We start from the raw sequence: 24095 nt of genomic DNA, 5'->3' as shown, positions 1-24095 counted from the left end.
ACATTGGAGGAGAGAAATGAAAAAGTTATCTTTCATGATTATAATGACTATACTATTTATAACTGGGTGTTCCTATGGGGTTAAAGATGAGAAAACTAAAGAAGTTGACCCAGAAAGAATATCATCTAGAGATAATTCAAAAATTGATGATATAAATTCACAATTTAATGATACATTTAAAACTAAAGATATTAGAGAATATTTGTTAAAAGATATTAAAAAATTGAAATCTCCCTATGGAAAAGAAGACTATAAGTACAAAGAATATATTTGGACAGTAAATAATAAAAGTTATAAGCTACTTGTAGGGGAATTTCATTTAGATAACTTTGCTTTTCTCTATAATAATTTAGGGAAATTTTTAGATGGATATATGTGGGAAAACAAAAATAGAGCTAAAATTAATGTGGCTTTTAGAAAAAATCAAAATCATGTTCAGATATCCCCAATAAAAATGGCATCTGGAACTGGAATTCACCATATAGGAGGAGTGTGGTTTAATGTCTATAATGAGAAATTACTTAAGAGCTTTGAGTATCCCATAAGAGGATATGATGCTCCACCCTATACTATTTCATATTCTAGAGAATATAAGCTAATAGATGAAGGTTATAATAAATCAACTGGGGATTACCAATCTACTTATAAATTGGGGATTAATACTTATGCTTTAGATGAATTGCTTGGATTAGAAAAAACGATAAAGTATAAGTGGAATATGGATAAAGGACAGTTTGATTTTTCTAATTATAGTATTTTTGATAAACTGGATAATTTGCTGTTTTCAGAAGGAATAGAAGATGAAATTTTAAATAAAAATTATGAAAAATTCAAGTTAATTATTGATAAAGATTACTATGATAATAAAGAAGATGATATGGGCCAGGTTGCAATGTTTTTAACAAACTGTGATAAAAGTGAAAAAAGGGATAAATTATTAGAAAAAATATATGAGTGGTTTTTAAATAATAAAAAATTATGGAATAGTGAAGGGATTATGGAGATCCTAGAGAAAGAAATAATAGTTAACTAAAAAGATATATGATAATAAAAACTTGGGGCAAATATTTGCCCCAAGTTTTTATTTAATCAAACTCTTTATTATTTCATCTATATTATTTATTTTACCAGTAATATTAATTTCATTATAAATACCGCCTTTTTTCCATATGTATTTTTGTTTTTTAATACCTTCTTTATTAAGTTTTTCAGTTGCTAAGATCCTTAACCCATCAATAGTTAATATACTACTCCCTTTTTCTTGTTTTTTATAGCTATCATCCTTTAATAATCTATCATAAGCATATGTGTTATTTCCTTGGACAAATTCTATTTTAGGGAGAGAGTTATCAGATTTCTTTTGATAAACAGTTTCTAATTCCATACCAGGGTGGTTTAGATCATCATAATAAAGTTTACTTGTTCTTGATGATACAGCCTTAAAGTTATTTGATAGATTTACTGGTAAATTAGGAGAAAATCCTAAAATTTCTTTAGCTTTCTCTATATCCTTATGGTCATAGAGACAAAGAAAATTTTTATAAGGTTGTGATACATAATCAACAGTATTTATATTTCTAGGCTCCTTTAGTGATGATGCTATATTACTTATATCTTCCATTGAAATATTATTTAAAATTTTATTTTTTTGTAAAAGATATTCTTTTGAATAATACTCAATACCATACCATATGCCATCATCTTGCCATATGAAGTGATTTCTTCCATTACTAGAGGAAATAATCTGTTTATTGTTTTCAAAATTAGATTTAGGCAGTTCTAATAGTGAAATAATATTTTCTTTAGAAATTAGAAAGTTAAAGGTAGCATTATGTTTATTTTCAAAACGTAGACTAATTGGTCTACCATCCATAAGATCTACTTTATAGAACTTAAATCCAGAAGGGATATAGTTGGGAACTTTAAACTTATAATCAATAAAGTCCATAGCCCTTTCTAGATCATTAAAACGTTTATAGGTAGAGTCAATTTTAAAATTTGATATATCTTCCTTTACATAATTTATATTAGAGGTATTATTGTTATAATATTCTAAACTTTGAGCATTGGTTAGGGTTATACTGCTCATGAAGATTAGTCCTCCAATGGTAATAGCAGATAGTTTATAAGAGCCTTTTTTAAATTTTTTTATCATAACAATTCTCCTTTCAAGAATATTAGTTGCTTCAAAAAAATTAGAAACCAGAAGATTTTTTGATTTAGAAAAAGAAAAAGCACTGGAAAGTTTGATTATAGTTTTTCCATATAAAGTAGCTTCATCTTCATTAAGATTTTCAAGGGCATATTTATCACAAAGGATTTCCCTCTCTTCCTTCATTAACTTCATTCCCCACCATATAATAGGATTAAACCAATGAAGCACAATAGCTATTAGGGAAATAAAATTTAATAAAGTATCCTTCCTTTTATAATGGGATAATTCATGTGAAATGATGTAAGACAATTTATTATGATCAATAATAGATAAAATATTTTCAGGTAAAAATATTTTAGGTCTAAAGAATCCATGGATAAATGGACTACTCATTTTATTATCATAGTATAAAAAAATCTTTCTGCTTATATCTAGTTTTTTACTATGATAATTTACTAGACCTATGACTTCGGGATTTTCAATCTTTTTAACAAACTTTGTCTTCCTATGAAAGTTAACAAGAATTACAGATACAAACAAAGTCATAACTAAAATTCCACTAAACCAAATATAGGAACCTATTGATATGTATTTTTGAAATGAAGTTTTCTTATTTAAATTGGATTCTATATCATAACTATCAAGTTTCTTGTTTTTAAAAAGATTGGACTGTGACTCTACTCCTCTTATATTGGAGATATTAGAGTGCTTTTTAGTTGCATCACCATAATATTCATTATTTATAAGCTGTTTAGAGTCAATGGAATATATATTATGCTCAATTTCCTGAGGAGATAAAATATGATTATCTACATTTGGTAAAAAATTAAATAAACTTATTGGACTTTCAAAAGTAAAGGGAACAAAAAGTTTTATTAATACTAAAAACCATAATGCATATGATAATCTAAAGCTTATAAAATTTTTAAAAACTTTTTTTATAAAAAGAATAAAAATCATAATTAGTGTTGCCATAATAGAAGAATATAAAATCCATAAAAAGACATGGTTCATCATACCATCTAAAACCTCCTTTTAAACTTAATAGTATAGTGTAAGATATATGTATTATTTATCTATATCTTCTTTTTTATCTTCTAAAATCTTTTGAAGCCTATCAATATCTTTTTTAGATAAATTTTTTTCCTCTAAGAATTTAGAAAAAAGCATATTCAAGGCTCCATCATATACTCTATGCAAAAAAGAATTATTTTCTACTTTAACATAGTCATCGTAAGATACTAGAGGAAAATAAAAATATTTTCTTCCGGATTTTTCATACCCTATGATTTCTTTTTTCATGAGTCTATTTAAAAATGTTTTTATAGTGGGGAGAGACCAATCTACTTTATGCTCTATTAATGATTTAATTTCATTGGCAGATAAGGGGTTGGACTTCCATAGAGTTTTCATAATCTCTAATTCTGACTCAGATATTCTAGATGCATCTTTCACATAGATTCCTCCTTTTTGATATTTGTTTACACATGTAAATCTTAGTTACAGTTTACACATGTAAACGAATATTGTCAATAGTTTTTTTATAATATTATAATTGATTTTCAAAAATCGTATTTTAGATAGAGCAAGTTGAAAGTTATTAAGGTTGTATTTGTAGGAGTAAATCAATATAATGTTATTAAACATGAAAATAAAGGATGATAAAAGTGAACATAAAAGATAAAGAAGCCATAAAACAAGTAATTAAAAGATTAAAGAATTATTCTAAATTAATATATGATATGTATAAAGCTCCATATATAACAAAAAAACAAAAGGCACTTTTATCTACAGCTATTGGATATTTAATTTCTCCCATAGAGTTGGTGCCTGGGTTTATACCAGTGGCTGGTCAAGTGGATGACTTATTAGTGGTATTAACAATACTAAAGAAAGTGTTAAAGGGCATAGATCCTAATATAAGGGAAGAACTATTAAAGAAACATGGTATTACTATGATAGAAATTGAGGAAGACATTAAAATATGCAATAAAGTTGCAAAAGTGATGCTTATAAAAACAGGAAAGTTTTTAGGAAAGGCGATGCTTAAGACTGGAAAAATAGGCTATAAAATAGGTAAAAAAGTTACTAAGAAAGGTTATAAAGTAATGAAAAATAAATATAATAAAAAGAAACTTAAATAAAGGGGATTTATTAAATGAAAAGATTAACTAAACATTTAGTAGTTATATCCTTTGACGGATTGTCCACATCAGACTTTAATTATATAAAAACATTACCTAATTTCAAAGAGTATATCAATAATGCTTCATACTGTAAAAAGGTCTATAGTATATATCCAAGTCTCACATATCCCGCCCATACCACTATAGTTACAGGGAAGTATCCTAAAAATCATGGGGTAATAAATAATACCTTTTTACAGCCTAACAGGGATTCCCCCGATTGGTATTGGTATAGAAAATATATTAGAGGAGAAACACTATATGATTTGGCAATAAAAAATGATATGACAGTGGCAGCATTATTATGGCCAGTAACAGCAAAATCTAAAATACAATATAATGTGCCGGAGATATTTTCCAACAGACCGTGGAAAAACCAAATAATGACATCATTATTAAGTGGTAGTCCATTATTTCAATATAGGTTAAATAAAAAATTTGGATATATTAGAGAAGGGTTAAAACAGCCTAATTTAGATAATTTTACCCATCAAGCTATGCTATAGGAGAAGAGGCCAGACTTAGCCCTTGTACATTATACAGAATTAGATTCAATGAGACATTATTATGGATTTAATTCCAAGGAAGCAAAAGAAGCATTAAAAAAACATGACGAAAGACTAGGGGATATAGTAAAAATATTAAAAGAAGAAAAAATGCATGATAACAGTACAATAATAGTTTTAGGGGATCATAGTAGTTTAGATGAAGATAAAATAATAAATATTAATGTCCTTTTAAGGGAAAATAGATATATAAATGTGGACACCAATGGGAAAATAATAGATTATAGAGCTATTGGGAAAAATTGTGATGGTTCTACTTATATATATACTAAAAATAATAATAAGGAGTTAATATCTCAAATATATAATTTAATTGATAAGTTTAATCAAGAACATAATTGTATAGAAGCCATATATACCAATCTAGAAGCAAAGAAACTGGGAGCGGACCCTGACTGTGCCCTTATGTTAGAAGCTAATAAAGGATATTATTTTTTAGATAATGTTACTGGTAAAGTAATAGATGAGGTAAAACCAGATGAAGTGGGACAAGTTCCCCATATAACAAGATCAACCCACGGATATTCACCGTTTAAAAAGGATTACACAACTGTATTTCTGATAGCAGGAAAGGGAATAGAAGAGGGGATAATTTTAGACGAAATGAAGTTAGTGGACGAGGGGCCTACAATGGCAAGACTACTTGGTTTAGACCTTAAAGATACGGAGGGACGGATTATTGAAGAATTTTTAAATATGAATAAAAGATAAGAAGCAAGATATTAAAGAGAGTCTATAGAAGTTTGGAAAAGCGATAAAAGCTAGGGACGGTTAAGTATATTAATATATTTATTCAATAGTTGACATACTGGTGTCAGTGATTATCCCTTATAATTAAATATATACAATACAGTATAACAATAGAAATGGGGGATAATATGTTAATAGATAGTCACGCACATTTACATGATCGTAAGTTTGATAGAGATAGGGAAAAAGTAATTAAAAATCTAAAAAGAGATGGAATAGAAAAGGTTATCAATATTGGCACATCCATAAGAGCTTCAAAACAAGCAATAGATCTGGCTGAGAAATATGATAACATTTATGCTACAGTAGGTATAAACTGTGGTGGAGAAGAGGAGTATCCCACTATTCCACAATTAAGACCTTTACTTAAAAGTAAAAAGGTTGTTGCCATAGGGGAAATTGGTTTAGATTATCATCACTATCCCGATGAAAAGGAAATACAAAAGAAGTGCTTTAGAAAACAAATAGATTTAGCTAATGAATTTAATCTTCCCATTGTAGTGCATGATAGAAAGGCTAATCAGGATACCTTTGATATCATTAAAGGGGAAAAAGAAAAAAATGAAAAATTAAGAGGAGTTATTCATTGTTACTCTGGAGACTTAAATTTAGCGAAGGAATATGTAAAGTTGGGATTTTATATTTCCATAGCAGGTCCAGTAACCTATAGAAGTGCTAAAAAACTTAAGGATGTAGCTGCAGAAATACCATTGGACAACTTATTTATAGAAACCGATGCACCTTACTTATCACCGGGACAAATCGGTAGAAAGAGAAATGAACCGGCATATGTTAGATATGTAGCAGGAGCTATAGCTGATTTAAAAGGAATTCCTTTTCAACTAGTAGAAAGAAAAACAGCAAATAATATAAAAAGGCTTTTTAATATAACTTAAATATAGGTTTTTAAGAACTGTAGATGGGATATTCCTAATTACAGTTTTTTTGTTGAAAAATTTAAAAGTAAGTTTTTTACTGATGCTCCTATCTAGGTTTGATTTCTAATATAAAGAATATTGAAGATTTAAAGGGAATATGATAAAAATCTAGAATATATTTTAAAGATAAATTATATTTACTAGAGACTATTTTGTAAGGAATATTCTATATAGATAATAAGAAAATAAAAGTGAGGGGGGGTATAATGAGGGTAGATAGATTACTTTCCATATTATTAATTCTTTCAAATAAGGGATTAGTAACAGGAAAGGAACTGGCGGATCATTTTGAGGTGTCATTGAGAACTATATATAGGGATTTAGATAAGCTTGGGGAAGCTGGAATTCCAATAGCATCTAAAGGAGGAAAGGGTGGTGGATATTATATAATGGAAAACTATAACCTTGATAATTTATTTTTAGATAAGGGGGAAGCAAAAACTTTTTTGTCTGTTATGAATAGCTTAGATGTTATGTTTGGAAGAAATGAGAAATTTAATGACATTGTTTTAAAATTGGAGAATGCTTATAAAAAAACAGACTCAGAAGGGGATAAAGTAAATATTAATATGTCACATTTTAGTATGGAAAAAGAGTTAAAGGAATATCTTTATACAATGAGTAAGGCTATAGAAGAGGATAAACTATTAATATTTTATTATATTAATAGAAGAATGGAATATGAAAAAAGAGTTGTGGAGCCTATCGAAATTGAATTTAATAATGGACAATGGTATTTAACTGCTTTTTGCAGGATTAGGGATGATTATAGATTATTTAAATTGGTGAGAATTAAAAACTTAAAATTGGGGACTAGTTTTGAAAAAAGACAAATATCTAAAGAGGAGCTTAAAAAGGTTTTTGATGATAGTTATACTCATAATAGTACCTTAGTTAAGCTCAAATTTACAAAAGCCATAGGAAAGCAACTTACAGAATATTTTCATAAGGAAGATATTAATAAGATAGATGATGGCAATTTTATTGTAGAGGCATCCTATCCTAATGATGAAGGATTAATAAAGTTCATATTAGGATTTGGAAAAGAGTGTGAAGTAATAGAACCAAAGGAATTAAGGAAGAGAACTAAGAAATATTTAGAGATGATGTTGGGAAAATATCTAAATTAAAAATTAGGGAAAAAGCGAGGGGAAAGAAAGGGACGGTTAAACATATTATTGGGAAAATTAATTATAAACTATATAAACATAATCAAAGGAGGGGTCAAATATGTATTTTAAAAAATTAATAGGAGAGAAATGTTATTTATCTCCCATAGATGTGGAAGATTATGAAAAGTATACACAATGGGTAAATGATATGGAGGTAGCTTCTGGTGTAGTATTTGCATCAAAAATGATAGGAATAAAACAGGAGAAAGAAGCATTAGAAAGACTGTCAAATGGTAGATATAATTTTGCTATTATAGACAAGAAAAAGGATGAACTTATAGGTAATATAGGATTTCCTAAAGTAGACCTTCTAAATAAAGCTGGGGTAATAGGCTTATTTATAGGGAACAAAGAGTACTGGGGAAAAGGTTATGGTGTCGATGCCATAAACTTAATACTAGATTATGGATTTAATATTTTAAATTTACATAATATTAGCTTAACAGTATATTCTTTTAACAAACCTGCAATAAAATGTTATAAAAAGGTTGGATTTAGAGAGGCAGGAAGACTTAGGGGAGTGAAATGTATAGCTGGTAAAAAATATGATGAGATATTCATGGATATATTAGCCTCTGAGTACCAGTCTGTTTATATTGAGGATATAGTCAACAATAAAAGCACTATTAAAGATAAGTAAAGAACATTGATAGTAGCTAAATCTAGAAGACTATATTGTTATAGTAAAGCTTAAACTTTATAAAAAAATAAATTTCAATACTAGGTTGATATCTTAAGGACGGTGATTTATTATAAATCAAATAATTGAGTCTATAAAAAAACTAAAGGAAAAGTTAGATAATAAAGCTTATTGTGAAAAAAATCTTAAAGAAGATTTTTATAATATAGGTAAAGATATATGGGAAGGCATAAATGTCTATAAGCTAGAAAAAGAAGATTTGTCTAAAGTATCTTTTATACATAATTATATTATAAACAAAACCTGTGAAGTCATAAAAAATGAAAGGTGTATAAAAAATGAAAAGGTACTTAATGAAAATTTGTCCTTTAATAAGATATATAAAGATTTAAATAGTAAAAAGATAGGTCATAATATATATATACTTACAGGTGATAATGCCTATTACTATTTTATTGGGGATTTACATTCCGATGCTACTAGTATTAAAAGAATACTTAAAATATCTGATTTCTTCAAAGCTATTATAGAGAATAAGGATATAAGATTGGTATTTCTAGGGGACTATGTGGATAGGGGAGAGGGTCACTTAAAGACAATAGAATTGATATTGCTTCTTAAATATATATTTCCTAAAAATATTTTTCTTTTAAAGGGAAACCATGACGGGGGGAAATTAGTGGATGGAAATATGGAGATGATAGTAGGAAGAAATAAAGGGAGCTTAGATAGGGATTATTTTGTTTTATATACATACAATCTTGCCAAAGAAAACAACACATTTGATATGGAAACGGTTAAAAATTATTTAAGGTTTTTTGATAGTTTACCTACAGTAGCTCTTATAAATAATAAGATAAATATTCTTGCCGTCCATGGAGGCATTCCGAGGCCTAAAAAAGGTGGAACAGGGTATTATAATCATATAAAAAGCTTATCAGATATTACTAATAAGGAGATAACAGACCATATAGACAGAAGTGTAGTCCATAATATGTTGTGGAGTGATCCTTGTGATGATGATAATATTCCTAATCGTAAAACAGGGAGATTTAGATTTTATAGGAGGCACTTTATAAATTTTATAAAAATTTTAGGCATAGATATTATAGTAAGGGGACACGAAGCGGAAGAAGAGGGGTATAAAAAATTTTTTAATAATAAATTATACACTATTTTTTCAAGTGGAATGATATTAGATGATGATAATCATAACATAAATGATGAAACTGCCTATGAAAAGATTAAACCTAAAGTGATGAAATTAAATGGAGGAGAAATTTCTATTATAGATATAAACTCTAATAACTAAATCCAAACAAACTATATGCACCTATAAAGGGGTAGTATTTTATGTTTTAAAGTAATCTAAGGAAAATCCTAGAAAATCCTAGGGACGGTTAAATACAATATGTAACAACTATAAGATAATTTTGAAAAAATAAAGGTTATTTTTATTATTTATAGAATATCTATGGTGTAAATATTTCATAAATAATAAAGGGGGATTTAGTATGGATAAGATTACGGGGTTTTTTAAGTCCATTGCTACAAAAGAAGGAATTATATCTATTGCTGCGGTACTAGTAGTTTGTTTGGTTTTAAGAGTATATTCAAAGAAAAAGTCACAGGGGAGTTTATTAAGCACTAAAGATGTTGTTGCCATAGGAATAGGTGCAGCCCTTTATGGGGTTATATCTATGATACCAATACCCATAGGGCCAAACACATCATTTAGAATAGCAATAGCAATACTTGTTATCTTCGGAGGCTTATTTGGACCAATTGTAGGTTTTTTAGTAGGATTTATTGGTCATGCTCTCAATGATGCATTAATGTGGGGATCTGTATGGTGGAGTTGGGTGTTTTTATCAGCTGTTATAGGATTATTTTCAGGACTAATAAATTTAGATGATAAATATGACATTAGTGCTGGTATGTTAAATAAAGCGCACATCATTAGGATGTATATATATTCCATTGCAGGGGTTGTAATAGGTAGTTTAGTTGCATATCTGGGAGATGTATTTTTATATGGTGAGCCAGCCGATAAGGTTTGGCTTCAGATAATTTTGTCTAGTGTCACCAATTTAGCAGTTATTGCAGTGATAGGGATACCTGTTTTAATAGGTTTAGCTAAAAGAAACAAAACTGTAGACTTGGAAAAAGAAGAAATTGGAGGACAAAATGAATGACAATCATATCTTTCGAAAATTTTACATTTAAGTATAACGGTGTGAAATCACCTACATTAAAAAATATCAATCTTAATATAGAAAAAGGTGAAAAAATACTAATAGCAGGTCCAAGTGGATCAGGTAAGTCCACATTAGCCCATTGTATAAATGGGCTAATACCTTTTTCATATAAAGGAGTTATAGATGGAGAATTAACTATAAATGGACTAAAACCATATAGAGAAAGTATTCATGAAATAAGTAAACATGTTGGAACCATACTTCAAGATCAAGACGGTCAATTTGTAGGATTAAGTGTGGGAGAAGACGTGGCATTTATATATGAAAATAACAAGGTAGCCCAGAAGGATATGTTCAATGGAGTCATAAAAGCATTAGAGGCTGTTAACATGAATGACTATATAGATGAGACACCATATAATTTAAGTGGGGGCCAAAAGCAGAGGGTCTCAATGGCGGGTATATTAGCATCTGATGCTGAAATACTGTTATTTGACGAACCATTAGCTAATTTAGACCCTGTCAGTGGGAATAGGGCCATGGAATTAATTGATGAAATACATAGGAGAACAAATAAAACAATTATTATTATTGAGCACAGAATAGAGGATGTCTTAGAGCATAATATAGATAGAATGGTGATAATAGATGAAGGTGAGATAATAGCAAATAGTAGCCCTGATGAATTACTTAGTACCAACTCAATTACAAGAAGCGGCTTAAGGGAACCTCTATATGTAGAAGCTTTAAAAAAATTGAAGGTCAAGATAGGAAAACTAGATAAAATATCTAAAATAGAAAATGCAATAAAGTATAGTGAAAATATGAAAAAATTGAGTTTGACAAAAAAGGATATTAAAGAAAAAGAAGATAAGGAAATAATTTTGCAACTAGAAGGTGTTTATTATCGATACTTTAAAGATTCAGAAAATATTATTAAAAACATAAGTTTTAATATAAATAAAAAAGAAACATTAATTATACTAGGAAACAATGGAGCCGGTAAGTCAACCCTTTTAAAGGTTATATCGGGGATTGCTAGAAATAATAAAGGGAAAATGTATTATAAAGGACAAGATATTACAGATTGGACAGTTAGAAAAAGAGCCCATATAATAGGATATGCAATGCAAAATCCCAATCATATGATCACCCAAAACATAGTTTGTGATGAGGTGGCTTTTGGTCCTAGAAATTTTGGAATGGATAAGGATACTATAGGAGATAGAGTAAATGAGACATTGAGAATATGTGGACTATATGAATATAGAAATTGGCCCATATCAGCATTAAGTTATGGTCAAAAAAAGAGACTTACTATAGCTTCAATTTTAGTTATGAAACCAGAGATAATTATATTAGATGAGCCAACGGCCGGTCAGGACTATAGGAATTATAAGGAATTTATGACCTTTCTTGATAGAATTAAGAAAGGAGGAACAAGTATTATAATAATTACCCATGATATGCAGCTTGCTTTGGAATATGGAGATAGAGGACTAGTACTGTGCCAAGGAGAAATAATAAAAGAAGATAGTATCTATAATATCTTATCAGATAATGAAGTAATAAAAAAAGCAAATCTTAAAGAAACATCCCTTACCAAATTAGCTAGAATATGTGGTATTAACAATATTGGTTCCTTTGTATCTCAATTTATCAGGAAGGAAAAGGTAGGTGTTGTTAATGAATAAAACAGGTTCTTTATATATTGAAAGGGAATCAATAGTACATGAAATTCAAGGCAGTATAAAGTTTATAATGTTATTGGCATGGACTATTTTTGTATTTATGTTTATGGATATTAGAGTATTTACCATAATGGGGGGCTTAGGTGTATTCTTAGTAAAGTTAGCCAAAATTCCATTTAAGAATATTAAACCCCTTGTTATATTTGTAATTATATTTACATTTTTCAATTCAATTTTTTTAATTATAATAACTCCCAAGCATGGCTCAGAGCTTACAGGAACATATTCTGAAGTTATGAAGTTATTTGGAAGAGAGTTGACCTACGAAACTTTATTTTTTGCTCTAACACTATCCTTTAAATATTTATCGATTCTTCCAATAACATTACTATTTGTATTTACCACCCATCCAAGTAGGTTTGCCAGCGGTTTAAATAGGATTGGTATATCATATAAAATAGCTTATGCAATAAATATAGCTTTAAGATATATACCTGATGTTAAAGAAGAAATGAAAAATATAATTAATGCACAAGAAGCAAGGGGAGTATGTTTTAATAAGAAGGAAGCTAAGTTATTTAAAAGATTAAAAAATCATATAACTATTTTAATTCCCCTACTTATATCATCACTAAATAGGATTGAAGTAGTGTCAAATGCCATGGAATTAAGAGGATTTGGAAGGTATAAGGAAAGAACATGGTATAATAGAAGACCTTATAAAAAGATTGATTTTGTATTTTTAAGTTTAAGTATACTGTTAGTTATTTTGGGGTTTGTAATAAATAATACTTTGAGCACTAAATTTTGGTATCCATTTTAAGTTTTATAATTAAAAGGTTGTAGGGACGGTTAAATATATTATATAAAGTACTACCCCTATTTTTCATCTGAAAAATAGGGGTAGTACTTTTGTACACAGATATTAAATTAAGAAATAGAGTTAAACAATATACAGATGTATATTTAAAATAAAAGTGGTAATAATCCTGTTAATAAAAAAAATGGGAGATGATGACTATGCCCAGATTACCAAGGGAGAAAAGTGAAGATAGTATTTATCATGTTATGGTTCGCAGTATTGATGAGCTAAGGCTTTTTAGGGAAATAGAAGATAAACTTATGTATTTTTCATTAATAAAAAAGTATCAAAAGAAATATCAATTTAAAATATATGCATATTGTTTAATGGATAGCCATGGGCATCTAATGCTAGATTGCAATGGGGCAGATGTATCTAGAATAATGCATGGTATAAACTTTTCCTATGCCATATATTATAATAAAAAATATGAACGTAGGGGACATCTTTTTATGGATAGATTTAAAAGTAAGATAGTTGATAAGGAAGAATATCTTATAATTTTATCCGCCTATATACATAACAACCCTAAAGATATAAAAGACTATGCTGGTAAAGTTGAACAATATGAATTTTCTAGTTTGAAGGATTATATATATAAAACAGATAGATTTGATGTATTAGACTTATCGTTTTTAACTAGTATTATGTCTTTAAATAATAAAAATAATATGAAAAATTATATTGAATTAGTTAAAAGAACTGAAAATGAAGATGATGAATTGGACATAGAGTTTGAAAAGATAGAGAACGAATATAGAAGTTGTAGGAAAATACTCCCTAGAAATTATAAACCTACAGAGGTTGTAAATTTTATTGCAAAATATTTAGAGTTGGATAAGGATAAAATTCATATTAAATATAAGCAAAAATACACCAAGTTAAGGGCAATAAGTTGTTTCTTCATGAGTTGTTACTGTAACATTAGTCAAAAAACTATATGTGATTATATTGGAAATATATCACAAACTAGAGTGTCTGCACTGTCGAATATTGGAATGGAATTAGCTTTTAATGAAAAAGAGTTATTAGAAAAGTTTTTTCAAGCAGCTTAAAATTAGACAATTTAATATATACTAGAGGGGTTTTTTGTTATGCTTAAAAATCCATAACTACACTTGATTACGGTCCTTTATCTTTAAATAAGGACTTTTTTTATTAAATATTAAAAATAAATATTTAACCGGTACGAAATTTCACAGTACGAAATTTCACATAGCAATTAAATAATTAATCGTTACAAATTTTTAACCGGTACAAACTTCGAACTTCTCAGTAACCACAATGAAATTTTAAAATTAATATATACATAATAGACTTTAGGGTATAAACATATTAACAAAACCTATAATATCCAAGATTATTTTACAATTTTTTTATTAGGAGTTGATATTTTGTCTAAGAAAAGGAGCAAGGAACCTATAATATTGGCCATAATGGCGGTGGTTATTTCTTTAGTTACAGTTATTATACCGGATTTAATAATTTATAATGACATGGATGTGGGTCACTTAATATTTTCCTTTGTAATTATAAGTATAGCTTTAAATATGATATTTTTTTATATAAATAGAAAGATATTAAAGTTATATCCTAAAGTAGATTCAAAGAAGAAAACAAAAAATTATATATAAATGTTTATAATTACTTTAATAGTTTTTTGTATTGTATAGATGAAATAAATAATCGTATAAAAAAGCAAGATAAATTAATTAAGGATTACTCGGAATTAAATAATAAACTAAGTAAGATGAGAAAAGCAAAAGATGTAATATTAGATATTAGTAATTCTGCAATTAAAATGGACAACCCGGAAAACTTCTTTGATTATATCTTAGAGAATGGAATAAATCTTATTGAGAGCGCCAATAAGGGGAGTTTGTTAGTTTTAAATGATGAAAATATGTTGGAGGTAAAGTCTTCAAAGGGATATGATAAAAAGGTTTTAAGCAATATAAAGCTTAAGTTTAAAGAGACTTATTTTAAAGATAAACTTGGTAAGAGTCAAATTAAAGTTCCCATGCGAATAGAAAATATTTCAGAATTTAATAAAGACTCCATGAGTAAAGAGAATTATGAGTTATTAAAAAAAGCTGGGGGATTAGATATAAAGACTACAATTAGTTGTTCTATTATAGTTGATGAAAAGTTTTATGGATTATTAAATATAGATAGCCATAGTAAAGATGCTTTTAACCAAGATGATATTTTTTTAATAAGATATTTTTCCATTGAAATTGAGAATGCCATAAAAAATTATCAACTTATACGGGAAAAATTGTATTTATCAAGACATGATAAATTAACTGGATTATATAATAGACATTATTTTAAAGAAAGGTTAGTGGATATTTTAGATAAAACGGATAGATACAATCAAGACTTTTCTTTAGTAGTTTTTGATTTAAATAATTTCAAGAATATAAATGATACATATGGACATAGCATTGGTGATGAAATTATTAAAGCTTTTGCTAATAAACTGAAGAATACCTTTAGAAAGTCAGATTTAATTGCCCGTTATGGGGGAGATGAATTTATTGGAATATTTTTTGAAACTGATAAAGAAAATATTGAAAAAAGAATTTCCCAAATGGCATTTGAGCTGGAAACGGAACCGATTAATATAGAAAATAATAAACTTAAAATAAGTACAAGTTATGGAGTTGCTTACTATCCATCGGATGCTAAAGATTTGGAAGAATTATTCAAGGTGGCAGATAAGAGGATGTATGAGTTTAAAGAAAAGTTTAAAAATAACTAATTTAATAATACTTGGTTAAAACAACTATGGGAGAGGATATAAATGAATATAAATAAGATGAAATTGAAAAATAATGATAAGCTATTAGATGCAATATTTGATGTGGCTAATATAGGCATATGCTTGACTGATGAAGAAGGGAAATTTGTCACAGTAAACGATACCTATTGTAATATATATGGTTATAATAGAGACGAATTAATAGGCAATAATTTTACTATGATACTGCCTAGGTGTAAAAGGGAGGAAGCTATGGCTCTCCACAATAAATTCATTAATGGGGGAACTGAAATTAACAAACAGTGGAAAGTTATCAGAAAAGATGGTAGAATACTTAATATTTATGCCACGGCGGGACTTTTAAAAAATGACGATGGTGAAAAGTTTAAGGTGACAACTGTAACAGATGTTACAGAAATAAATAAAACTAAGGAAAAGCTTAATTTAGTTAATAGGATATTGTCAAGTGCATCGGAGGGTATTTTTTTCACAAACTCTAAACCAAGTGAAATTATATATGGAAATAGGGCATACAGTAGAATTAGTGGCTTAGAAACTAAAGAAATGATAAATGATACAAATAAATTATTTGGACTTATCATAGACCAAGAAAAGAGTGATATGATATGGAGAGAACTTGAGAGAAATGGATTTTGGGAAGGGGAAATAGAGGGTAAAAATAGGAAGTATAAAAAATATTCAGCTAACTTCATGGTATTTACAATAAAAAATAAAAACGGGGAAATAACAAATTACGTAGGGATATTAAATGAAATAACAGAAAAAAAGAAAATAGAAAGACAAATGAAGCAAATGGCTGAATATAGTATTTTAACTAATTTACACAATAGACATGCCTTTACTAAAATACTAGATAGGGAACTTACAAGATGTAGAAATGAAGGAAACAAGATAGCTTTAATTATGATAGGGTTAGACCGTTTTAAAAATATAAATGATGCATTTGGATATAAAGTGGGGGATAAGATATTAAAATTAGTTAGCAATAGATTAAAGGAATATATAAAAAAGAATTGTAATATAAGTCATTTTGGTGGAGACAAGTTTGCTATAATACTTTCTAATATACCAATACCGGAATATGCATCTACTGTGGCCAATGATATAAAGGAGTTGATTGAAAAATCATTCCATATAACTGGAAAGGAGATATATATAACTTCCAGTATAGGCATAAGCATTTTTCCCGATGAGAGCAAGTATGGTGACGAGCTTATAAAGCATTCAGAAAAGGCTTTGGCTGAGGCCAAAAGAAAGGGAAGAAATCGTATATATTATTATACCCAAGCACTAAATGATAAAATAACCAGAAGACTGGAAATAGAGTATGAACTAAGGAATTGTATAAAGAAAGAAGAACTATACCTAATGTATCAACCCCAAATAGATCTAAAAGAGGAGAAAATTGTAGGAGTTGAAGCGCTTCTTAGATGGAAAAATTCCAAATATGGACTAGTATCCCCTGCAGAGTTTATACCCATAGCAGAAGAAACTGGTATAATTAAAGAAATTGGAAGATGGGTATTAGAAGAAGCAGCAAAGCAGATAAATATATGGAATAATAAAGGACTACCTAGATTTAATGTTGCAGTAAACTTAAGTTCTTATCAATTAAGGCAAGAGAATATTGTTAGTATTGTTAAACAGGTTATAGATGAAAATAATATAGAACATAATCAATTGGAATTAGAGTTAACAGAAAGCCTGATGATGCATAATGTGGATAGAAGCATAAAGGTACTTAATGAATTTAAAAATATGGGGATACAAATATCTATAGATGACTTTGGAACAGGATATTCATCCCTTAGTTATATAAGGAAGATACCAATATCTAAGTTGAAAATCGATAGATCATTTATAATGGGATTTAACGGGGATTTTGAAAGTTCCATTATCACAAAAACAATAATAGATATGGCCCATAATTTAAAATTTAAAGTTATAGCTGAGGGGGTAGAGACAAAGGAACAATTAAAATTTTTAAAAGTTAATAATTGCGATGAAGTACAGGGATACTATTATAGTAAACCTTTATTATCCCATGATCTAGAAAATTTTATTTATGAAAGATAGATCAAAATATCAACCATATACCCCTAAAATATTAAAGAATTCAAATAACTTTGATATACTTACACAATCTTTACAAAATTAAAAATTACTTTTACATTTATTCCATATTATTAGTTAAAAGAGGTATTTTTTAGTAATGGGGGTTAAAAGAATGGCTACATCGAAAAATACTATTAATAAAAGCCTAGTTAATGAAACTTTAAACTATGAATCCAATGTGATATCCATTGAAAATGTAAAATCACAGAATAATATTTTGGATAACCTACAAGAATTAGTTTTTATTTTAGATTCGGACAAGCGATTTATTGGAGTTTATGGTAAATGGCTTAGAAAGAATAACCTTTCTAAAAAAGATTTTATAGGAAAAAAAATTAGTGATTTTTTTAATGGAGATGGCTTAATAAAGCATAAAAAGTATATAGATATAGCATTAAAAGGGAAGGACGTAACATATGAGTGGACGACAAATATAAATGGCGAAATATTCTTTTTTAAAACATCTTTATCTATTATGTTCGATAAAAAAGGAAGTCTAAATGGGATTATTGCAGTTAATAGAGATATATTAGAAGATAAATATTTAAAAACTTTTCAAATGAAAAAAGTTCAAGAGTTAAATTGCATATATACTATCTCAAACTATGCATATAAAACTAATCTAGATTTACAGTCCATTTTAGAAAAAATTCCAAATACAATATCCTTTAACTGGCAATCACCTGAGATAGCAGGAGTTGAGATGGAAGTAAATAATAAAATTTATCTATCAAAAAAATTTAATAGAACTAAATGGGTTATGGAGGAGGATATTGTAAGGGGAAATGAAAAATTAGGATATATATACATATACTTTGACTTAAAAGGATCTTTACATGAGGAATGGTCTTTAATATCCGATGATGGTTCCGTTGCTAAAACCATTGCAGATAAAATAACAGAGGTCATTATACATAAGGAAATGGAAGAAAAACTGGAGAAATATTCCCGTAGATTAGATAGAATATTAAATAGAATAACAGATGGTTTTATGCTTTTAGATGATCAAGGAAAAATAACCCTATTAAATAACGAATCGGCAGAAATATTAAAAACAACTAAAGAACAACTTGTTGGAAAAAAAATATGGGAAGAGCTTTCCTTTTTTAGAAAGGATAATTTCCATAATAAAGTTAAAGATACAATAGAAAGTAAGATAGAGACAAAATACATAGAATATATGGAGAAATTAAAGAAATGGATAGAATTCAAATTTTTCTATTCCAGTGATGGGGCAGCGGTGTATCTTTTAGATATAACTGAGCAAAAAGAAGCTGAAATCGGGCTAAGAAATCAAGCTGATACCCTGTATAATATAAATAAAAAATTAATAAATGATTTGGAATATGTAAAAGATGTTCAAAGAGCATTTAATAATCCCAAAACTATTGGTAACGGATTTAAGTATACCTCCTACTATAGTCCCTATGAAAGGGTAGGAGGGGATTTTGTTGGTACAGTAGAAATTGATGATGCCCATACAATAATGTATATTGGAGATGTGGCAGGCCATGGGATACAAGCTTCATTGACATCAATGTTTGTTCACCATGTTATAAATACCCATAAAAATACAGGAGAGTATGAAATATTAAAATCCCCTAAACTACTTTTAAGATCCATTTATGACACCTTTAATGCATCTAAATTTTCAAATGATACTTATTTTGCTATGTTTACAATACTTTATAATAAGCATACTAGAAAACTAAAATATTGTACTGCAGGTTTTAATACAGAACCTATTATAATGAAAGAATGTGGTAAGATAATAAAACTTAATAAAAGTGAAGGGCTACCAATAGGACAATTTGACTTCCTTCATTTATTAGATTATAAAGAGGGAAGTTATAATATAGAAAACAATGACATAATGCTACTTTATACCGATGGATTGATAGAGTTAAAAGGAGATTATGATAATAAAGATGAATTTATAGAAAATATATTAAAGCAAAATGATAATAAAGAAATAAACTCCATAAAAAGAGAACTAGAAAAATATATTTTAAAATTTGGAGATAAGATAAAGGATGACATTACCTTTTGTTTATCGAAATTTAAATAATGTGGAATCTTTATATATAAATTTCTAAGTTTTGATATAATGATATAAAATAAATAGTTTTCAATGGGGGATTTAGTGATGGGTAATATTAAACATGAACAGAGCAAATTTAATGAAGAAATAATCAAGAATATTGATATGGGGGATCAGTACAAAGAGATATTTAATACTGTAAATGATATGATCTTTATAACAGAGCATGATAATGATATGAACTTTAAAAGAATAATTGATGTAAATGATTCAGTAGTTAAAACTCTAAAATATAGTAAAAAAGAGATATTAGCATTAAAAGAGTATCATTTGCTAGATAACATACATTTGGAAGAAGAGACAGAGAATATATTTGAATTGCTAAGGGAAAGAAAAGGTAGATTTAACTTTATACTAAGGGATAAAAACGGTAAAAGAATATATATAAAAGTTAAGTGTCATCCTATAAAAATAGGAAACAGATTCCATTTAATTTCGGTATGCAAGGACATAACTAAAGAGAAAGATACGGAAAATGAACTGGGACAGGCATATGAAAAGATTAATAAAATTTTTAATACAATTGGAGATGGAATATGTATACTAGATACTGATTTAAATATATTAGACTGTAATTATAAGTTATTGGAATTGTTGGAGAAGGATAAAAAACGAGTTATTGGAAAACATTGTTGCAAATTAACTGTTGATAATAATTGTAATAAAGAAAACTGCTCATTAATGGAAGTTATAAAAAATAAAAAGTCTATTAATTATGAAATAACTATTAATGTAGATAATGGGATAAACAAAGTTTGTGTAGTTTCTGCATCTCCTTTAACTAATGAATATGGAAAGGTTATTGGCATAGTAAAAAGTTTCAAAGATATAACAGAAATTAAGCAGTCACAAGATAAGTTAAGGAGAGCCACAAATCTAATGGAAGGTATACTTCAAGGTATTCCAGATATAGTGGCTTTACTTAAGTGGGACTATACTATTTTAGCTTCAAATAAAGCAGGATGTAAAGCTATGGGGAAGCCTTTAGAAGAGATGGTGGGGAGGAAGTGTTTTGAGGTTAAAGGCCGCAATAGACCCTGTGAATATTGCAAGTTTAATGATGTTTTAAAGAATAAAAAAATGGTATCCTATACTAGGTATCATAAAGCTCAAGATTTATATAGGGATTGTAGTTTAAATCCCATATTAGATGAGGAGGGAGAAGTACAGTATATAGTTGAACGGATTAAAGATATAACTGAAGAGAAAAAATTTGAGCAAAAGCTTATTGAAATTCAATCTAGACTAAAGGCAATACTTGATCATTTGCCATATTGTGCTTGGATGAAGGACAGGGATGGAAAGTATATAACAGTAAATAGAGTTTTTAGAAATACTTATAGTATACTTAAAGATGATGATGTAATAGGGCATAGGGCAAAAGAAGTTTTAGGGGATATATTTTCAGAAGAATATTATAATGCCGATATAAAAATTATAAAAAATAAAAAAGCAAAAACAGAAGTTAATAAAATAACAACAAAGGATGGAATAAAATGGATTAAAATTTATAGATCTCCTATTTTTGATGAAGATAATAATGTGATAGGTTTAGCTGGTACAATGAAAGACATAACTAAACAGAGATTACAGGAAAATAGATTACGGATTGCTAAGAAAGAAGCGGAAAAGGCCAATAAACTTAAGACCAATTTTTTAGCTAATATGAGTCATGAAATAAGAACTCCTATAAATGGTATTATTGGTACTATAAATCTAATTTCAGAAACGTCTCTAAACAGGAAACAAAGAGAATACATAGATATGCTTAAAGTGTCTTCAAATCATTTATTTTCTTTACTGAATGATATATTAGATATTTCTAAAATAGAGTCAGGAAAAATGGAATTAGAACCTGTGGATTTTAACTTTCACTCTTTTATAAAGGAAATACATAGTCATTTTAAAATTCAGGCCCATCAAAAAGGGCTTAACTTTGTTGCTAGTATGGATATGGACATTCCCGATATATTATTTGGTGACAATCACAGATTGCGACAAATATTGTTTAATTTAATTGGAAATGCTATTAAATTTACTAATAAAGGTACAATAGAATTAAAGGTAACGTTAGAAGATAAAGCAGATAAAAAAGTGGGACTTAAATTTACCGTTTCCGATACAGGAATAGGCATATCCCAGGAGGACAAAGGTCTACTTTTTAAAAAATTTGCACAAGGGGAACATTCTAATAAAAATAAATATGGTGGAACCGGTTTAGGACTTGCTTTATGTAAAGAACTAGTTAATATGATGGGGGGATATATAGATGTAAAGAGTGAGAAGGGAAAGGGATCCCAGTTTTATTTTGTTGTTGATTTAGTGACAAGTGAAAGCTATACTTACCTAAGTGACAGTGATTTATACTATAATAGCCAAAGAGAATTTCATAATGAAAAATTAAATATATTAGTTGCTGAAGATGATGAGATAAGTCAAAATATTATAAAAACCCTATTGAAAAACAAAGGATGGAATATAGAAGTTGTAGCTACGGGAAGGGAAGTAATAAAAAAAGTTGATAAATATAGTTATGATATTATAATTATGGATATAAATATGCCAGAGATGGATGGATATACTGCCACAGAAAAGATAAGGGGCATAGAAAAAGATTCTAAAGATTATACTCCTATTTTAGCCCTTACAGCGGCTGCTATGAAAGAGGATAAAGAGAAGTCTCTAAATGTTGGTATGGATGATTATCTTTCAAAACCCATAAGACCTAACGAGTTATATAAAAAGGTGAACCAGCTGGTTAATAAAAAGAATAAGACAGATATAAATTTAAATATGGATAAAATTTTAATAAATTTAGATGGTAATAAAGAGCTTTTGAAGATATTGGTAGATGACTTTACAAGTGATAAATATCAAAAAAATATTGTGGAGAAATTAGAAGAAGCTATAGAATTAGGAACTAGAGAAAATATTATTAAATATGCCCATAAATTTAAAGGAACAGTATCATATTTTGAGATACCCCACCTATATGATATTGCTTATAAGATAGAAAAAAAGGCTAAAAATAATAATTACAGTAATATGAAGTGCTTATACAGTAAATTAAAAAGAGATTATAATAAATTAAAAGATAAATTAAAAATATATAATATAAATTAATAACGTAGATAGATCTACTTACACTTTATTGACAAATAGCCTTGTCAATAAAGTGTAGATAGGTCTATTTATTTTATTTTTTTAAATCTATATCCAACTCCCCTTACAGTCTCTATATATTTACAATCATTTCCTAATTTTTTTCTTAAAGAAGATATATGCATATCTATTACACGACTTTCTGCTATATAGGATTCTCCCCATAACTTAGTTAGTAAATTGTCTCTAGAAAAAACCTTTCCAGGTCTAGATGCTAAAGTAGTTAAAATTTCAAACTCACCGTAAGTAAGGTCTATTAAAGAATTATTTTTACAAACACTTCTTGAATCTAAGTCTATTTCTAAATCATGTAAAATGATTTTTGAATCCCATTTGTCGAGGGACTTATTATTCCTTCTTAGGGCCACATGAAGACGAGCAATTAACTCTTTTTTATTAAATGGTTTGGTTATATAATCATCTGCTCCTAGCTCTAGAGCTATAACGGTATCGGTTTTATCATCATTACTTGTAAGCATTATAATGGGTAAGTTTTTATATAAGGAATGGGCCCTTATTCTTTTTATTATCTCAAAACCATTTGTGTCTGGTAAATATAAATCCAGTATGACACAATGGATTTTGTTATTATTTAAGTACTCTAAAGCTGTATTACCATCTTCTGCTGTAAATACAAAAAAGTCATGTTTCTCTAGAGTGAATTGAACCAACTTAAGTGTAGTTAAATCATCTTCTACTAAAAGAATGTTTTTCATCTATATGTCACAACCTTTACTGTAGTATTTGATAATATTATATCAAAGATTATCGTAC

Annotated in this window: 18 protein-coding genes and 1 pseudogene; 16 read left to right on the top strand and 3 right to left on the bottom strand. The window is 28.1% G+C overall.

Annotated features, from left to right (window positions below; all coding sequences use genetic code 11):
* Positions 1-16 precede the first annotated feature (16 nt).
* On the top strand, positions 17-1033 hold the full coding sequence (locus tag V6137_RS11760; protein ID WP_425448133.1) for a hypothetical protein: 1017 nt from the start codon (positions 17-19) through the stop codon (positions 1031-1033).
* 48 nt (positions 1034-1081) lie between these two features.
* Here V6137_RS11760 and V6137_RS11755 read toward each other — a convergent pair whose 3' ends face one another.
* A complete protein-coding gene (locus tag V6137_RS11755) occupies positions 1082-3172 on the bottom strand; it encodes a M56 family metallopeptidase (protein ID WP_425448132.1) in 2091 nt (696 codons plus the stop codon).
* Between the two features lie 51 nt (positions 3173-3223).
* Positions 3224-3610: a BlaI/MecI/CopY family transcriptional regulator gene (locus tag V6137_RS11750; RefSeq protein WP_425448131.1), complete on the bottom strand. Its 387-nt coding sequence runs from the start codon at positions 3608-3610 to the stop codon at positions 3224-3226.
* Positions 3611-3822: 212 nt separating this feature from the next.
* Between V6137_RS11750 and V6137_RS11745 the strand changes: the two genes are divergently transcribed.
* From V6137_RS11745 to V6137_RS11675, 15 genes and pseudogenes are all read left to right on the top strand, one after another.
* Positions 3823-4299: a YkvA family protein gene (locus V6137_RS11745; protein ID WP_425448130.1), complete on the top strand. Its 477-nt coding sequence runs from the start codon at positions 3823-3825 to the stop codon at positions 4297-4299.
* Positions 4300-4313: 14 nt separating this feature from the next.
* Positions 4314-5618: pseudogene (locus V6137_RS11740) on the top strand (alkaline phosphatase family protein).
* A 167-nt stretch (positions 5619-5785) separates the two neighbouring features.
* Entirely contained in the window at positions 5786-6553 is a 768-nt protein-coding gene (locus V6137_RS11735) for a TatD family hydrolase (RefSeq protein WP_425448129.1), read from the top strand.
* Positions 6554-6801: 248 nt separating this feature from the next.
* Positions 6802-7725 (top strand): helix-turn-helix transcriptional regulator, encoded by a 924-nt coding sequence (locus V6137_RS11730; protein WP_425448128.1) that lies wholly within the window; start codon positions 6802-6804, stop codon positions 7723-7725.
* A gap of 100 nt (positions 7726-7825) precedes the next feature.
* Positions 7826-8407 (top strand): GNAT family N-acetyltransferase, encoded by a 582-nt coding sequence (locus tag V6137_RS11725; RefSeq protein ID WP_425448127.1) that lies wholly within the window; start codon positions 7826-7828, stop codon positions 8405-8407.
* Between the two features lie 259 nt (positions 8408-8666).
* Positions 8667-9719 (top strand): metallophosphoesterase family protein, encoded by a 1053-nt coding sequence (locus tag V6137_RS11720; protein WP_425448126.1) that lies wholly within the window; start codon positions 8667-8669, stop codon positions 9717-9719.
* 202 nt (positions 9720-9921) lie between these two features.
* Positions 9922-10602 carry an ECF-type riboflavin transporter substrate-binding protein gene (locus V6137_RS11715; RefSeq protein WP_425448125.1) on the top strand — a complete coding sequence of 227 codons (681 nt, stop codon included), beginning with the start codon at positions 9922-9924 and terminating at the stop codon, positions 10600-10602.
* Positions 10599-12299 (top strand): ABC transporter ATP-binding protein, encoded by a 1701-nt coding sequence (locus V6137_RS11710; protein ID WP_425448124.1) that lies wholly within the window; start codon positions 10599-10601, stop codon positions 12297-12299. Before V6137_RS11715 ends, V6137_RS11710 begins: the two co-directional genes overlap by 4 nt.
* Positions 12292-13119, top strand: coding sequence for an energy-coupling factor transporter transmembrane component T family protein (locus tag V6137_RS11705; protein ID WP_425448123.1), 828 nt, complete (start codon positions 12292-12294; stop codon positions 13117-13119). The genes V6137_RS11710 and V6137_RS11705 overlap by 8 nt, the downstream gene beginning before the upstream one ends.
* Positions 13120-13316: 197 nt before the next feature.
* Positions 13317-14213, top strand: a complete 897-nt coding sequence (locus V6137_RS11700) for a transposase (RefSeq protein WP_425448122.1) — start codon at positions 13317-13319, stop codon at positions 14211-14213.
* 339 nt (positions 14214-14552) lie between these two features.
* Entirely contained in the window at positions 14553-14792 is a 240-nt protein-coding gene (locus V6137_RS11695) for a hypothetical protein (RefSeq protein ID WP_425448121.1), read from the top strand.
* Between the two features lie 116 nt (positions 14793-14908).
* Positions 14909-15922, top strand: a complete 1014-nt coding sequence (locus tag V6137_RS11690) for a sensor domain-containing diguanylate cyclase (RefSeq protein ID WP_425448120.1) — start codon at positions 14909-14911, stop codon at positions 15920-15922.
* A 42-nt stretch (positions 15923-15964) separates the two neighbouring features.
* Positions 15965-18019 carry a sensor domain-containing protein gene (locus tag V6137_RS11685; RefSeq protein WP_425448119.1) on the top strand — a complete coding sequence of 685 codons (2055 nt, stop codon included), beginning with the start codon at positions 15965-15967 and terminating at the stop codon, positions 18017-18019.
* Between the two features lie 151 nt (positions 18020-18170).
* Positions 18171-20126 carry a SpoIIE family protein phosphatase gene (locus V6137_RS11680; protein ID WP_425448118.1) on the top strand — a complete coding sequence of 652 codons (1956 nt, stop codon included), beginning with the start codon at positions 18171-18173 and terminating at the stop codon, positions 20124-20126.
* 78 nt (positions 20127-20204) lie between these two features.
* Entirely contained in the window at positions 20205-23282 is a 3078-nt protein-coding gene (locus V6137_RS11675; RefSeq protein WP_425448117.1) for a PAS domain S-box protein, read from the top strand.
* A gap of 68 nt (positions 23283-23350) precedes the next feature.
* Here V6137_RS11675 and V6137_RS11670 read toward each other — a convergent pair whose 3' ends face one another.
* Positions 23351-24037, bottom strand: coding sequence for a response regulator transcription factor (locus V6137_RS11670; protein ID WP_425448116.1), 687 nt, complete (start codon positions 24035-24037; stop codon positions 23351-23353).
* Positions 24038-24095 lie beyond the last annotated feature (58 nt).

Origin of the sequence: Dethiothermospora halolimnae, assembly GCF_037577855.1 — a bacterium.
GTDB classification, from domain to species: Bacteria; Bacillota; Clostridia; order Tissierellales; family VENL01; genus Dethiothermospora; species Dethiothermospora halolimnae.
Note: the sequence above shows the minus strand (reverse complement) of the source record. Positions and strands in the feature narration are given on the sequence as shown.

Bases quoted from the DNA above. Each gene is read 5' to 3' on its own strand.
- V6137_RS11725 (WP_425448127.1), top strand. From the start codon at position 7,826: ATGTATTTTAAAAAATTAATAGGAGAGAAATGTTATTTATCTCCCATA.
- V6137_RS11715 (WP_425448125.1), top strand. From the start codon at position 9,922: ATGGATAAGATTACGGGGTTTTTTAAGTCCATTGCTACAAAAGAAGGA.
- V6137_RS11690 (WP_425448120.1), top strand. From the start codon at position 14,909: ATGAGAAAAGCAAAAGATGTAATATTAGATATTAGTAATTCTGCAATT.
- V6137_RS11710 (WP_425448124.1), top strand. From the start codon at position 10,599: ATGACAATCATATCTTTCGAAAATTTTACATTTAAGTATAACGGTGTG.
- V6137_RS11760 (WP_425448133.1), top strand. From the start codon at position 17: ATGAAAAAGTTATCTTTCATGATTATAATGACTATACTATTTATAACT.
- V6137_RS11735 (WP_425448129.1), top strand. From the start codon at position 5,786: ATGTTAATAGATAGTCACGCACATTTACATGATCGTAAGTTTGATAGA.
- V6137_RS11705 (WP_425448123.1), top strand. From the start codon at position 12,292: ATGAATAAAACAGGTTCTTTATATATTGAAAGGGAATCAATAGTACAT.
- V6137_RS11680 (WP_425448118.1), top strand. From the start codon at position 18,171: ATGGCTACATCGAAAAATACTATTAATAAAAGCCTAGTTAATGAAACT.
- V6137_RS11700 (WP_425448122.1), top strand. From the start codon at position 13,317: ATGCCCAGATTACCAAGGGAGAAAAGTGAAGATAGTATTTATCATGTT.
- V6137_RS11670 (WP_425448116.1), bottom strand. From the start codon at position 24,037: ATGAAAAACATTCTTTTAGTAGAAGATGATTTAACTACACTTAAGTTG.
- V6137_RS11730 (WP_425448128.1), top strand. From the start codon at position 6,802: ATGAGGGTAGATAGATTACTTTCCATATTATTAATTCTTTCAAATAAG.
- V6137_RS11755 (WP_425448132.1), bottom strand. From the start codon at position 3,172: ATGATGAACCATGTCTTTTTATGGATTTTATATTCTTCTATTATGGCA.
- V6137_RS11675 (WP_425448117.1), top strand. From the start codon at position 20,205: ATGGGTAATATTAAACATGAACAGAGCAAATTTAATGAAGAAATAATC.
- V6137_RS11685 (WP_425448119.1), top strand. From the start codon at position 15,965: ATGAATATAAATAAGATGAAATTGAAAAATAATGATAAGCTATTAGAT.